Source organism: Bifidobacterium sp. W8112, from assembly GCF_016101425.1.
In the GTDB taxonomy this organism is placed as follows: Bacteria; Actinomycetota; Actinomycetes; order Actinomycetales; family Bifidobacteriaceae; genus Bombiscardovia; species Bombiscardovia apousia.
This window is the reverse complement of sequence record NZ_JACFQN010000002.1, coordinates 26,257-40,013: the sequence shown is the minus strand read 5'-3', so window position 1 is coordinate 40,013 and position 13,757 is coordinate 26,257. Positions and strand designations below refer to the sequence as shown.

12 protein-coding genes are annotated in these 13,757 nt (G+C 62.4%); 7 read left to right on the top strand and 5 right to left on the bottom strand.

Annotated features, from left to right (window positions below):
- Positions 1–8 precede the first annotated feature (8 nt).
- The 5 genes from H3T92_RS04620 to H3T92_RS04600 are packed head-to-tail and all read right to left on the bottom strand — an operon-like array spanning position 9 to position 3,147.
- Positions 9–1,055 (bottom strand): Gfo/Idh/MocA family protein, encoded by a 1,047-nt coding sequence (locus tag H3T92_RS04620; RefSeq protein WP_198189444.1) that lies wholly within the window; start codon positions 1,053–1,055, stop codon positions 9–11.
- Positions 1,048–1,512, bottom strand: coding sequence for a very short patch repair endonuclease (locus tag H3T92_RS04615; RefSeq protein WP_101432227.1), 465 nt, complete (start codon positions 1,510–1,512; stop codon positions 1,048–1,050). The genes H3T92_RS04620 and H3T92_RS04615 overlap by 8 nt, the downstream gene beginning before the upstream one ends.
- 12 nt (positions 1,513–1,524) lie before the next feature.
- Positions 1,525–2,064 carry a peptidylprolyl isomerase gene (locus tag H3T92_RS04610; protein ID WP_144086021.1) on the bottom strand — a complete coding sequence of 180 codons (540 nt, stop codon included), beginning with the start codon at positions 2,062–2,064 and terminating at the stop codon, positions 1,525–1,527.
- A 28-nt stretch (positions 2,065–2,092) separates the two neighbouring features.
- Complete coding sequence (locus H3T92_RS04605; protein ID WP_144086022.1) at positions 2,093–2,449, bottom strand: YccF domain-containing protein; 357 nt, start codon at positions 2,447–2,449, stop codon at positions 2,093–2,095.
- Entirely contained in the window at positions 2,440–3,147 is a 708-nt protein-coding gene (locus H3T92_RS04600) for a TetR/AcrR family transcriptional regulator (protein WP_144086023.1), read from the bottom strand. The genes H3T92_RS04605 and H3T92_RS04600 overlap by 10 nt, the downstream gene beginning before the upstream one ends.
- A 188-nt stretch (positions 3,148–3,335) precedes the next feature.
- Here H3T92_RS04600 and H3T92_RS04595 point away from each other — a divergent pair, with 188 nt between their 5' ends.
- From H3T92_RS04595 to tig, 7 genes are all read left to right on the top strand, one after another.
- Positions 3,336–5,030: an MFS transporter gene (locus H3T92_RS04595; protein WP_144086024.1), complete on the top strand. Its 1,695-nt coding sequence runs from the start codon at positions 3,336–3,338 to the stop codon at positions 5,028–5,030.
- Between the two features lie 82 nt (positions 5,031–5,112).
- Entirely contained in the window at positions 5,113–6,792 is a 1,680-nt protein-coding gene (locus tag H3T92_RS04590; RefSeq protein ID WP_415873704.1) for an NAD+ synthase, read from the top strand.
- Positions 6,793–6,797: 5 nt separating this feature from the next.
- Positions 6,798–7,034 (top strand): hypothetical protein, encoded by a 237-nt coding sequence (locus tag H3T92_RS04585; RefSeq protein ID WP_101432280.1) that lies wholly within the window; start codon positions 6,798–6,800, stop codon positions 7,032–7,034.
- A gap of 242 nt (positions 7,035–7,276) precedes the next feature.
- Complete coding sequence (gene pflB / locus H3T92_RS04580) at positions 7,277–9,652, top strand: formate C-acetyltransferase (protein ID WP_045924199.1); 2,376 nt, start codon at positions 7,277–7,279, stop codon at positions 9,650–9,652.
- A gap of 98 nt (positions 9,653–9,750) precedes the next feature.
- A complete protein-coding gene (gene pflA, locus H3T92_RS04575; protein ID WP_015021700.1) occupies positions 9,751–10,632 on the top strand; it encodes a pyruvate formate-lyase-activating protein in 882 nt (293 codons plus the stop codon).
- 368 nt (positions 10,633–11,000) lie between these two features.
- The gene (locus H3T92_RS04570) at positions 11,001–12,287 is read left to right on the top strand and encodes an HRDC domain-containing protein (RefSeq protein WP_144086026.1); all 1,287 of its coding nucleotides are present in this window, start codon (positions 11,001–11,003) and stop codon (positions 12,285–12,287) included.
- A gap of 49 nt (positions 12,288–12,336) precedes the next feature.
- The gene (gene tig, locus H3T92_RS04565) at positions 12,337–13,713 is read left to right on the top strand and encodes a trigger factor (protein WP_144086027.1); all 1,377 of its coding nucleotides are present in this window, start codon (positions 12,337–12,339) and stop codon (positions 13,711–13,713) included.
- Positions 13,714–13,757 lie beyond the last annotated feature (44 nt).

The following is a 13,757-nucleotide window of genomic DNA, read 5'->3' as shown; positions in this document are numbered from 1 at the left end:
CTGCTAGTTCATGATTCGAAGGGGAAGACCAGGCCCCACTGGCGGCGCAGGGAGTCCATGAGCTCCATGATGCGCAGGGTGTCCTTGTGGGGCATCTGGGCGCACTCGGTCTCGCCGTCCAGAATGGCCTGCGCTGCGCTGGACACCTCATACTCATAACCGGTCAGCTGGTCAGGGATGGGGTAGCGCTTCTTCAATTGGTGATCCGCGTCGTACAGGTCGATTGACTCCACGTTGTTGATGTTGGCGCACTGCAGGTAGCCCTGGTCTCCGCAGATGCTGCCGGTCCGGTCACTGGCCGAGACCATGGAGCTGGTCGCTGCCCCCATGGATCCATCCTGGTAGAGAATGGTCGTGGAGTTCTGGCTGTCAACGCCCTCCGGGCTGCGGACCCAATCCGTGCAGACCCGCTCAATAGGCTTGGGTCCCATGACCATGTCGATGAAGTTGAGAGGGTAGACACCTACGTCGAGCAGGGCGCCGCCGGCCAGGGCCGGGTCGGTCATTCTGGCCTTGCCCATGGTCACATATCCCAGGTTGGCGGTGACCGTTCTGACGGTGCCGATTTCTCCCGAAGAGACGATGTCGTCGATGATGGAGCGCGAGGGCATGTACCTGGTCCAGATGGCCTCGGTGCAGAGCAGGCCGGTGCTCTCGGATGTTTCGATGACCTGTTTGGCCTGGTCGGCGTTGGCCGTGAAGGACTTCTCGACCAGCACGTTCTTTCCCGCCTTCATGCAGGCGATGGCCTGCTCGGCGTGGAGGCTGTGAGGCGTGGCGATGTAGACCAGATCCACTTGGGGATCGTCCAGGAGCTCCTGGTAGGAACCATAAGAGTGCTCGAATCCATATTTTTTGGCAAAAGCGGCTGCGCGATCCCCATCCCTCGAGGCCACGGCGTATGGGGCAACCAGATGGCTGTATTGCTGGTCTTTGGCCATCATGACCACCGTCTTGGCCAGCGCATTGGCTATCCGTCCGGCGCCGAGAATGGCGAAGTTGACCCGCATGCCCTTCTGCTCAGCCTCTTGTCCTTTGCCGTTCAATCTACTCATCCTTGACTCCTTCGTTTGGATGGCCATCAGCCGTGATGGCCTCATATAATGTTTGCAGGGTTTCCTGGGCATGGCGGGCATCCAGCTGGCACTCCCAAACGGTGAAAACCCGCCAACCCATGGCTTTCAGTTTTTTGCCCTGCTCCTGATCCCGCAGACGGTTCCTTGTCAGCTTGGTGGTCCAATATTCCACATTGGATTTGGGAAGGGAGAATTTGGCACAGCCCTGATGCATGTGCCAGAAACAGCCATTGACGAATACCATGGCCCGCCACTTGGGCAGGACCACATCAGGATGGCCCGGATACCGCTTGTCGTTTTTGCGAAACCGCAGACCGCGCGAGAAGAGGTAGGACCGGACCTGGCGCTCTATTGATGTTTCCGTGCCCCTGATGCGGGACATGGTGTAGCTGCGTGTGCCGGGCTGGAATCTGCTGGGTGCCTTTTTCGAAACCATCCCCGGCACGGCTCAGAGGACTTCGACGCTGTTGATGAAGACCGGCTCGAGGGGACGGTCGCCCGGGTCAGTGGCCACGGCATCCAGCTTGTCGACCACCTTCCGGGAATCCTCATCGGCCACCTGGCCGAAGATGGTGTGATGCCCGTTCAGCCAGGGGGTGGGCACGGTGGTGATGAAGAACTGTGATCCATTGGTGCCATGGGTCTTCCCTGTGGCGGGGTCACGGCGCAGTCCTGCATTGGCCATGGCCAGCTTGTAGGGTTCCTCAAAGGTCAGGGAGGGGTCGATCTCATCGTCGAACTCGTAGCCGGGGCCGCCTGTGCCGGTGCCCAGCGGGCAGCCGCCCTGGATCATGAAATCCTTGATGATCCGGTGGAAGGTCAGCCCGTCATAGAAGGGATCCTGACGCTTCTGGCCCGTTTCGGGGTCGGTCCAGTTTTTGCGGCCTGCGGCCAGGTCCAGGAAGTTGGCTACGGTTTCAGGGGCCTGATCGTCAAAGAGGTCCAGGCGAATATCGCCCTCCGAGGTATGCATGATAACTGTGCTCATGTCACCAATCCTTTCATAAGATGGCGACTCACACTGAGGATCCGAAGGGCATCAGGGCCAGGCGGGCCATCTTGAAGGCCTGCAGACCGAAGGGGATGCCCACCACGGTCAACATGGTGACCAGTCCGGCCACCAGATAGGCCAGGGCCAGCCACCACCCGCCCAGGATGATCCAGAGCAGGTTGGCCAGCCAGGATCCCAGTCCGCCTCCATAGATGACCTGTCGGCCAAAGGGGGTCAGGGTGAGTCTGGCCATCTTGAAGGCCTGGATGCCTAGGGGGATGCCTACTACGGTCAGGCAGAGCACGATACCCACCAGGGTCCAGGCCAGGGCGATGGCCAGTCCTCCCAGCAGCAGCCAGCAGATGTTGCCGATCAGGCGCATGCGGGTCCTTCCGTCAGGGTGGCGGTGACGGCCTTGGCGCAGGCGGTCACCTTCTCAATGATGATGGTCAGTCGTTCCTGCCGTTGTTCGGGAGCGAGATCCAAGTCCAGGGCGTCGATCAGTCGCATGCCGGATTGGACGATGCCCCGCGTCACCTCCACGCCCATGGCCGGATCCGCTGGGCGCAGGGCTGTCCACGCCTGGATCAGCGGCTGGTTGACCTGCCGGTGGAAGTTCAGCAGGGCTTGGATCTGCCGGTCTGTGGACCGATCGCTCCTTGAGGTGGGCTCGTGGGGATTCGAGGGACTGCCGTAGATCAGGGCCCGGCGTAACTGCTCGTCGTGCTGCTCGGCGTAGAGGTTCATCAGCCAGCCGTGTCCGTGCAGTCCGGCCTGCTCCAGATTGGTGCGGGTCCAGACCTCAATCGTCCGCCGCGGGTCGTCTGTCCTGCCCAGGGCCTGGTCCAGGGCTTGGCCCCAGTCAGGCAGATGCCGTTCCATGACCATATCGCAGAGCTGATCGGCATCCCGGGCATAGCGGTAGAGGGAGTTCCGGGCCAGGTTGGCGCGTCGGGCCACCTCGGCCATGGTCAGCTGGCCTCGTCCGCCGGTGCGCAGGATGGCCTCGGCGGCGGCGATGATCTGGTCCAGGGTTTTGGCGCGGTGCTCCTGGAGCGTGGATTCGCGGATCCTGGGCATGGTCCTCCTTGGTCCGGCCTCCTGGGAGTGGGCCGGTCATGGGGCATATGATATGGCCTATTTGCTGCGGAACCAAGCTGCCAGGACTGGTTCAGCGTGCGGCTTGTCCGCGCAGAGTGAACTTGCCAGACGAGTTTTCGCGACGTATAGTCGCAAAAAATTCGCAGGCCAGGGTGAGGGGAGTTCAGATGACCGGATTGGCAAGTGCGGACGTGAAGATGGGCAGCCAGAAGAACCGTCAAGAGTCTCAGGAGGCAACGCCGCCCTGGCGTGCCCTCTGGGTGTTGGCCCTGGGTCTGGCCATGATCGTGCTGGATTCGTCCATCGTCAACGTCTCCATTCCTTCCATCATCGCCGCCATCCACATCAATCTGGCTCAGGCCCAGTGGGTGACCGCCCTCTACAGCATCGTCCTGGCCGCCCTGCTCCTGCCTTCCGGTCGACTGGGGGACATGATCGGACGCAAGCGGATCCTGCAGGTGGGCACGGTCATCTTTGTGCTGGGTTCCGTCTTCGCCGCATCGGCTTCCTCCGGCACAATGCTGCTTCTGGCCCGGCTTGTTCAGGGAATCGGCGGCTCCCTGGTCATGCCTTCCACCCTGTCTACCGTGTCCGCCACCTTCAGGGGTCGGCACCGGGCCACCGCTTTCGGCATCTGGGGGGCCGTCATGTCATCCGCTGCGGCGGTCGGCCCCTTCCTGGGCGGGGTCTTCACCAGCACCATCGGGTGGCGGTGGATCTTCCTGGTCAATCTGCCCCTGGGACTGATCGTCCTCCTGACCAGTGCGGTCTTTGTGCCCGAGACCAAGTCAGCGCCCGGGCAGACCGGTGACCGGTGGGGAATGCTTGCCGACTGGAAGGGCATACTCCTTTCGGCCCTGGGGTCGGCCCTGGTGGTCTTTGCACTGATCGAGGGGCAGACCTACGGCTGGTGGCATCCACGCGCCGCACTCGATTTGGGCCCTCTGCACTGGTCCGCATCGGCACCCCTGTCGCCGGTCCCGGTCAGTCTGCTCCTGGGGTTGGCCCTGCTGGCCGCCTTTGCGATGACCGAGCTGTCCAGGGCGCGCAGGGGCAGGATGGTCATCCTGGACGTTTCCATGTTCGCCATCGGCACTTTCGGCTGGGGCAACCTGACGGCCGCCATCGTCAACGCTGGTCAGTTCGCAGTCATGTTCATCCTGCCCCTCTACCTGATCAACGCCAGAGGCCTGAGTCCACTGGGGGCCGGATCCATCCTGGGCGTCATGGCTCTGGGGTCAGTTGTTTCGGGCGGTCTGGCCCGGGTTGTCTCAGCCCGTCTGGGGGCCGGTGGCACGGTGCAGACGGGCCTGCTGATGGAGATCGTCGGCGTGGCCCTGTCCATTCTGCTCATGCGCGGGTCGGTGCCGGTCTGGCCCATGACCCTGACTCTGATCATCTACGGTGCCGGCCTGGGCTTTGCCTCGGCACAGCTGACCAGCCTGGTGCTCTCCGGTGTTCCGGTGGCCCAGTCCGGACAGGCTTCGGCCACCCAGTCCACCATTCGTCAGTGGGGGACCGCCCTGGGTGCTGCAGTCTCCGGTTCCGCCCTCTCCCTGGCTCTGAGCCTGGTGCTGCCAAGGCATCTGACGGCGCTCAAGGGGATCTCGGCGCAGATGGCCGATGGCCTGGTCAGATCCGTTCAGTCCTCTGCCGGGAATGCCATCGTCGGCCTGCGCGCCCAGGGCACACGGGGTCGGCTGGGAGCCCTGGGTCCTCAGGTGACCAATGCCCTGACCGAGGGATTCACCCAGGGCGCCCAGTGGGCCATGGGCTTTGCAGTCCTGCTGCTTCTCGTGGGACTGGCTGCCTCGGTGCTGGTGCGTCGGGCCGCCCGCAAGGCTGGCGCCGACAAGGTCTGAGGCGTCCGCGATCCCGTTTTTCCCGGGTCCCTCCCTGCACGGAACTGTCTGCCCGCCGGCTGGCCCGGCACGGTTTAGAATCATGGGTATGGGCATACAAGACGAACAGCCGCAGCGGGATGGCGATCTGCTGGTGGCTCTGGCTCAGATCGACACCTGTGTGGGCGATCTTGACGGCAACGCCGACATTATTATGGATTACTCCCATAAGGCAGCTAAGCAAGGGGCGGCCCTGGTGGTCTTTCCTGAGATGAGCCTGACCGGTTACCCGATCGAGGACCTGGCCTTTCGCGCCAGTTTCCGTCGGGCCGCCTGGTCCCGGGCCGACCGTCTGGCCAGGGAACTGGACGAGCAGGGTCTGGGCCATTTGCATGTGATCGTGGGGACCGTGGGCACCGACGCGGATCAGGACAGGCCCCGCAATCGGCTGGTAGTGCTGCACCAGGGGCGTGTCGAGGCCGGCTATGACAAGCACTTCCTGCCCAACTACGGAGTCTTCGACGAGTACAGGATTTTTACTCCGGGGGACAGAACCGTGGTCCTGGAGGTGCAGGGGCACCGGATAGGGCTGGCCATCTGCGAGGACATCTGGCAGGAGGGCGATCCCATCAGCGACCTGGCTGGCCGGGACATCGACCTCCTGGTGACCATCAATGGCTCCCCCTTCGAGGAGGGCAAGGGGCATGTCCGCTACGAGCTGGCGGCTCGCCGGGCCAAACAGGTCGGTGCGCCTCTGCTCTACCTGAACCAGGTGGGCGGGCAGGATGATCTGGTCTTCGACGGCGGCAGCTTTGTGGTGGACCAGGATGGCACCCTGCTGGAGCGCTCGCCCAGGTTCGTCCAGGATCTGTCCACGTGGACCTTGCCTGCACGAGGGGAGCGCCCAATGCCCAGCAAGTCATGCATGGCCGAAGAGATGCCTGGAGACGAGGAGGTCTATCGGGCCTGCGTGCTGGGGCTACAAGACTATATGGCCAAGAATCACTTCACTGGCGTCTGCCTGGGGCTCTCAGGCGGGATCGACTCGGCCCTGGTGGCCACCATGGCCGCCGATGCCTGCGGGGGGGAGCACGTGCGCGGCATTTCCATGCCCAGCCGCTATTCCTCGGAAGGCTCCCGGGATGATGCCGCCGACCTGGCCCAGCGTCTGGGCGTGCGTTACGTGGTCCAAGCCATAGGCCCGGAATTCAATGCCTTCCAAGGGCAGCTGCATCTGGAAGGGGTGGCTGAAGAGAACCTGCAGGCCCGGATACGCGGCGTCATCGTCATGGCTTACGCCAATGCCGAGGGGCTTCTGGCCCTAGCCACAGGCAACAAGTCCGAGCTGGCCTGCGGTTACTCAACTATCTATGGTGATGCAGTAGGCGGCTACGCGCCCATCAAGGATCTGCTCAAGACCCGGGTCTGGCAGCTGGCCCGCTGGCGCAACGCCCAGGCTCAGGCACGGGGCGAACGTGAGCCCATCCCCGTCAATTCCATCGTCAAGCCGCCTTCGGCCGAGCTGCGCCAAGGGCAGAAGGACTCTGATTCCCTGCCCGACTACAGCCTGCTTGACAAGGTCCTCGAGGCATACATCGAGCGTGCGCATGGTCGGGCCGACCTTCTGGCCGATGGCTTCGATCCCGACACGGTCGACACGGTCATGCGGCTGGTGGATCGAGCCGAGTGGAAGCGGCGTCAGTACCCGCTGGGGCCCAAGGTCACCTCCCTGGCCTTCGGCCGGGACCGTCGGCTGCCTGTCACCAACGCCTTCAGGGAATGATCACCATGGGTTCCGAACAAGAGCAAACGGCCTGGTACTTCAACACCGTCACCGGCGAACCCGAACAGGGCAAGCTGTCTCCCCAGGACAGGCGGATGGGCCCCTACCGCAGCAGGCAGGAGGCCCTCGATGCCTGGAAGATCGCCAAGCGCCGGAACAAGGAATGGGATGAAGAAGACCGTCGCTGGCGGCAGGCCTGGGAGGGAGACCCTGGGCAGGGACAGTCATCAGCTGACAGATGAAGCTCCTGCTGGATCGCTCACTAGCGTTAGCGACCAGTCGGCCATGCAGGCAGAACGAATCGGGACTCAGACGGTGTGCCGGGCGAGTTTGCAAGATATGGGCGTGGCGCCCATTGCGAGTCCGCCCTTAGTGTGATATAGCTCACGTCGCGATTCGGTTTCCCGTGGTAGTGCGCACCCTATACTTGAAAGTGACAGTGGTGTGAGGAAGCGCCATTGACCATATCAACAAGGAGTTGACTATGACAGCAGTTGAGACCAACACCGTCTCTCCCGCAGAGCTGCAAGCCAAGGCTTGGAAGGGCTTCAAGGGCGAGGACTGGAAGAAAGACATCGACGTTCGCGACTTCATTCAAAAGAACTACACTCCGTACACCGGTGACGAATCCTTCCTGGCACCGGCCACAGAGAAGACCAAGTTCCTGTGGAACTACCTGGATGACAATTTCCTCGCCGTGGAGCGCAAGCAGCGCGTCTACGACGTGGACACCCACACTCCGGCGGGCATTGACGCCTTCCCGGCCGGATACATCGACGGCAAGCCTGCCGGCGAGACTCAGGATGACGTGATTGTCGGCATACAGACCGACGTACCCTGCAAGCGTGCGATGATGCCCTACGGCGGCTGGCGCATGGTTGAGCAGGCCCTCAAGGAGGCCGGCAAGGAGCCCGACCCCGAGGTCAAGAAGATCTTCACCCGGTATCGCAAGACCCACAACGATGGCGTCTTCGACGTTTACACCAAGAGGATCAAGCTGGCCCGCCACAACAAGATTCTGACCGGTCTGCCCGATGCTTACGGCCGTGGCCGCATCATTGGCGACTACCGTCGTGTGGCCCTCTACGGCATTGACGAGCTGATTGCCCGCAAGAAGGCCGACAAGGATTCGATTCCTTACCGCAACGACTTCACCGAGGAAGAGATCGAGCACTGGATCCGCTTCCGCGAGGAGCACGCCGAGCAGATCAAGGCTCTCAAGCAGCTGCTGAACCTGGGCAAGGAGTACGGCCTGGATCTGAGCCGTCCTGCCATGAACGCCAAGGAAGCTGTCCAGTGGACCTACATGGCCTACCTGGCCTCGGTCAAGAGCCAGGACGGCGCCGCCATGTCCATCGGCCGTCTGTCCGCATTCTTCGACGTCTACTTCGAGCGTGATCTGGCCGCTGGCCTGATCGACGAGACCGATGCCCAGGAGATCATCGACAACATCGTGATGAAGTTGCGCATCGTGCGCTTCCTGCGGACCAAGGACTACGACAACATCTTCTCGGGCGACCCCTACTGGGCCACCTGGTCCGACGCTGGCTTCGGCGATGACGGCAGGCCCATGGTCACCAAGACCTCCTTCCGTCTGCTGGCAACCCTGACCCTGGAGCATCTTGGACCCGGCCCCGAGCCCAACATCACCATCTTCTGGGATCCGAAGCTGCCTGAGGGCTACAAGCGCTTCTGCGCCCGTATCTCCATCGACACCTCCGCCATCCAGTACGAGTCCGACAAGGACATTCGCGCCCACTGGGGCGATGACGCTGCCATCGCCTGCTGCGTGTCCCCCATGAGGGTAGGCAAGCAGATGCAGTTCTTCGGCGCTCGCGTCAACTCCGCCAAGGCCCTGCTCTACGCCATGAACGGCGGCCGTGACGAGATGACCGGCATGCAGGTCATCGACAAGGACGTGATCAAGCCTGTCACCCCCAAGGAAGACGGTTCTCTGGACTTCCAAGAGGTCAAGGACAATTACGAGAAGGCCCTGGAGTGGCTGAGCGAGACCTATGTCGAGGCCCTGAACATCATCCACTACATGCACGATAAGTACGACTACGAGTCCATTGAGATGGCCCTGCACGACAAGGAGGTCTACCGCACCCTGGGTTGCGGCATGTCCGGCCTGTCCATCGCCGCTGACTCCCTGTCGGCTATCAAGTACGCCAAGGTCTACCCGATCTACAACAAGGATGCCAAGGGCACCCCTGAGTATGTCGAGGGCGCTGACGACGACCTGATCGTCAACTACAAGACCGTCGGCGAGTTCCCGGTTTACGGCAACGACGACGATCGCGCCGACGACCTGGCCAAGTGGACTGTCTCCACCGTTATGGGCCAGATCAAGCGCCTGCCTGTCTACCGTGGCGCTGTGCCGACCCAGTCCATCCTGACCATTACTTCCAACGTGGAGTATGGCAAGAACACCGGGTCCTTCCCCTCCGGCCACAAGAAGGGCACTCCGTACGCTCCCGGCGCCAACCCCGAGAACGGCATGGATTCGCACGGCATGCTGCCCTCCATGTTCTCCGTGGGCAAGATCGACTACGACGACGCCCTGGACGGCATCTCGCTGACCAACACGATCACCCCTGACGGCCTGGGCCGCGACGAGGATGAGCGCATCAACAACCTGGTGGGCATCCTGGACGCCGGCAACGGCCACGGGCTCTACCACGCCAACATCAACGTACTGCGCAAGGAGCAGCTGGAGGATGCCGTCGAGCACCCCGAGAAGTACCCGCACCTGACCGTGCGCGTCTCGGGCTACGCCGTCAACTTCGTCAAGCTGACCCGCGAGCAGCAGCTCGACGTGATCTCCCGCACCTTCCACCAGGGCGCGGTGACCGACTGATCGCCCTTGTGCGATAGTCAACCGTTGATGAGACGGTGAATCATGGGGCGGGGCGCACCAAGGCCCCGCCCCCTTTTCGTCTTTTTCAGGAGGATCCAATGACGGAGACCACCACCTTCCATACCACACAGCCGCACATGCTCAAGGAATCCAAGGTCTACCAGAGCCAGACCCTGATGGGCGGCCTTTCGGGGTTCGAATCGCCCATTGGACTGGACCGGCACGACCGTATGAATGCCCTGCGCACGGGCGACATCGGATTTGTTCACTCCTGGGACATCAATACCTCAGTGGACGGGCCGGGCACAAGGATGACCGTCTTCATGAGCGGATGCCCCCTGCGCTGCCAGTACTGCCAGAATCCTGACACCTGGAAGATGCGCGATGGCCAGCCCGTATACCTACAGGCCATGATCGATAAGGTGGCCCGTTACCAGGACCTCTTCAAGAGCACGGGCGGAGGAATCACCTTCAGCGGCGGTGAGTCCATGATGCAGGCAGCCTTTGTCTCACGCGTCTTTCGCGCTGCCAAGGAGATGGGCGTCCACACCTGCCTGGACACCTCGGGCTTCCTCAATCGCAACTACACCGATGCCATGATTGACGATATCGACCTGTGTCTGCTGGACGTCAAATCCGGCGACGAGGCCACCTACAAGAAGGTGACCGGCGGCACGTTGGCCCCCACAATCGAATTCGGCAAGCGTCTGGCTGCCCGTGGCAGCAAGATTTGGGTTCGCTTCGTGCTGGTGCCGGGGCTGACCGACTCCGAGGAGAACGTCGAGAACGTCGCGCGGGTGTGCGAACAGTTCAAGGATGCCATCGAGCACATTGATGTGCTTCCCTTCCATCAGCTTGGACGGCCCAAGTGGCATGAGCTTCGCATCCCCTACCCGCTGGAGGATGCCAAAGGCCCTTCGGCGGCCCTGAAGGATCGGGTCAAGAAGCAGCTTGAGGCCCACGGCTTCGTGGTCTACTGAGCCGCAGAACCCACTGTGGTTCCCGGGCGGTCCTAGGACAAACCCGAATAATCAACTTGTGACTCCTCACGGCAGATGCCGTGGGGAGTTTTGTTTGCTTGGGCGCAGGCCAGCCAGCCAATCAGCGAATGACCGACTCACTGAATGCCTTGCACGCTGAATGACCGACTTAATGGTTGGAAGAGCCAATGGGTGGCGGATCCAATGGATGACCGACACTGTAAATCGATAAATTGCTGACCAGTCATGCTCGGTAAACGATTGTCAGCGGGTTGAGGCCATGGACTATGCTTTCAGGCGAGTGTTTTCCGGGCCTGGTCGGCCCGGTGGCGTTATGGAAGACAAACTAAAAAAGAGGTTGAGCGCAGGTGACCACGGATCCTAAGACGCAGCTGCTTTCAGAGCCCGCCCAGGGTGTACCGTCGGTCATCGACGATATGGCCGGATATCGCCGGGCATGTCGGCTGCTGTCCCAGGGGAGCGGTGCGCTGGCCGCGGACGCTGAACGCGCATCAGGCTTCCGCTATGGCCACGACGACTACCTGGTCCAGTTCAAGCGCCAGGGGGCGGGGATATTCCTGCTGGACCCACCGGCTCTGACGCAGGCGGGCTGCGACTGGTCGGAATTCAATAAGGCCGTTGATGGTGCCCAGTGGATCATTCATGACTCCCCCCAGGATCTGCCAGGCTTCTACGCACTGGGCATGAGGCCCTCATCGCTCTTCGACTCCGAGCTGGCGGCCAGGATGCTTAATCTCGGTCATTACGGCCTGTCTGCAGTTACCGCACACTATCTGGGGCTGACTCTGGCTAAGGAGCACTCCGCCGCAGACTGGTCCTACCGCCCACTGCCGCGTGATTGGCGCAATTACGCCGCCTTGGATGTGGAGCTGCTGGATCAGGTGCGATCGTGCGAGCTGGAGGATCTGCGCCGTCACGGCAAGGATGAGTGGGCCAGGCAGGAATTCACCTGGCTGCTGGAGCAGGGCAAAATCCCCAAGCCGGAGCCCGAGCAGCCCTGGCGGCATATTTCGCATATCAATGCCCTGCACAATGACCGTCGAGGCCTTGCTGTGGCCCGTTCGCTGTGGACCACCCGAGACCAGCTGGCCCGGCGCAACGACATCGCTCCGACGCTGCTCCTGCCCGACAAGGCCATCATCGAGGCCGGCAGGCTCAAGCCCCGCAACAACGCCCAGTTCCGAGCCATCCGATCCTTGAATGAACGGGTCAGAATCCACACCGGCGGTGAGCAGGACCGCATGTTCGAGCGCTATGCTCCCATCCAGCGCCGGGTCAGACCCTCAGTCTGGAAACAGGCCATTTTGGATGCGTTGCATCTGCCCACCGAAGAGCTGCCTGTGCCTCCCAAGCCGCGGTGTGAGGAGACCAATGCCCCTAAGTCCATGCAGGTCTGGCGGCACCGCCACCCGGAACGATATGCCAGGCTGGAGGCAGCGCGCAAGGCGGTGACAGAGGTGGGACGCCAGACCAACACCCCCGACGAGATTCTGATCAAGCCCCGCTACCTGCGCAACCTCTGTTGGACCGATCAACCGGAGAAGCGGGATGTGGCTGACTTCCTGCGTCAGGAGGGCGCCCGTCCCTGGCAGGTTTCGCTCCTGTCAGAGTCCCTGACTCGCGCTATTATGTAACGGTTGCCTTACTGGCAGATCAAACGGTTTGGATGAATTGGAGCGCAGCGTGAAAATCAGCGTCAGAAACCTCGAGCCCACCAAGGTCAGGCTCACCATCACCGTCGATCCCGATGAGCTGAACCCCTACCTGGATCAGGCCCGTAAGGAGATCGGCAAGCAGGTAACCATTCCCGGCTTCCGCAAGGGCCATGTGCCCGGACCCATCATCGATCAGCGTGTGGGCTTTGCCAGCGTGGCGGGCGAGGCCGTCAACGCCGGCGTGCCCGAGCTCTACTCCAAGGCCCTGGAGGAGAAGCAGCTGCACGCCATGGCCCAGCCGCAGATCGATGTCAAGGACATGCCTTCCTCGGCCAAGGACGACACCAAGCTCAAGTTCACCGCTGAGGTGGAGATTCGTCCCAAGTTCGAGCTGCCCGACATCGAGGGCATGGAGATTGAGGTCCCCAAGCCTGCCGTCACCGACGAGGACGTGGACAAGCGTCTGGACAACCTGCGTCAGCGCTTCGGCACCCTGGTCAGCGTGGATCGTCCCGCCTCCAAGGGCGACTATGCCAACATCGACCTGGATGCCGTCATCGACGGCGAGTCCGTGGACTCCCAGCAGGGGGTCAGCTACGAGCTGGGCTCCAACACCATGCTGGACGGCCTGGATGAGGCCCTGGACGGGTTGTCCGCCGGGGAGGAGACCACCTTCGAGGGCACCCTGGAGGCCGGCGAGCACCAGGGCGAGAAGGCCCAGATCAAGGTCAAGGTCAACTCGGTCAAGGCTGAGGAGCTGCCCGAACTGGACGACGAGTTCGCCAAGGAGGCTTCGGAGTTCGAGACCCTGAAAGAGCTGCGCGAGGACGTGCGCAAGCAGTGCCAGGTGGATGCCGAGGGTCGGCAGGCCACTGACGCACGCGACGCCTTCATCGCCAAGCTCCAGGACGGCCTGGACATCCCGGTGCCCAAGGGCATCAAGCAGTCCATGGTGACCGATCAGCTCAAGAACACCGGCAAGGATCCCGACAAGGCCAGCAAGGATGAGAAGTCCGAGGCCGAGAAGAGTGTCGAGAAGGAGCTGCGTGACCAGATGACACTGGACGCCCTGGCTGAGAAGCTGGGCATCACGGTCAGCCAGGCCGACGTGACCAACTTCCTGGCTTCCATCGCTCAGCAGTACGGCATGGATCCCAGCGCCTTCATCAACGGCATCGTCCGCAACGGCCAGCTAGGTTCGGCCGTGCAGGAGGTCGGCCGCTCCAAGGGCATGCTGGCCGGCATGCGGGCCGTCACCTTCAAGGATCCCGATGGCCAGGAGGTGGATCTGAGCCGCTTCCTAGGCGAGGATGAGCCCGAGGCCCAGGAGGAGCAGGACGAGAGCGTCCAGGCTGCCTCCGCCGCGGCTGAAGTGGCCGACCAGCTCTCCCAGGATCAGGAGTAGCTTTCAAAGCAGCGAACAGGGCCGCACCCAGTGGCGAAACAGCC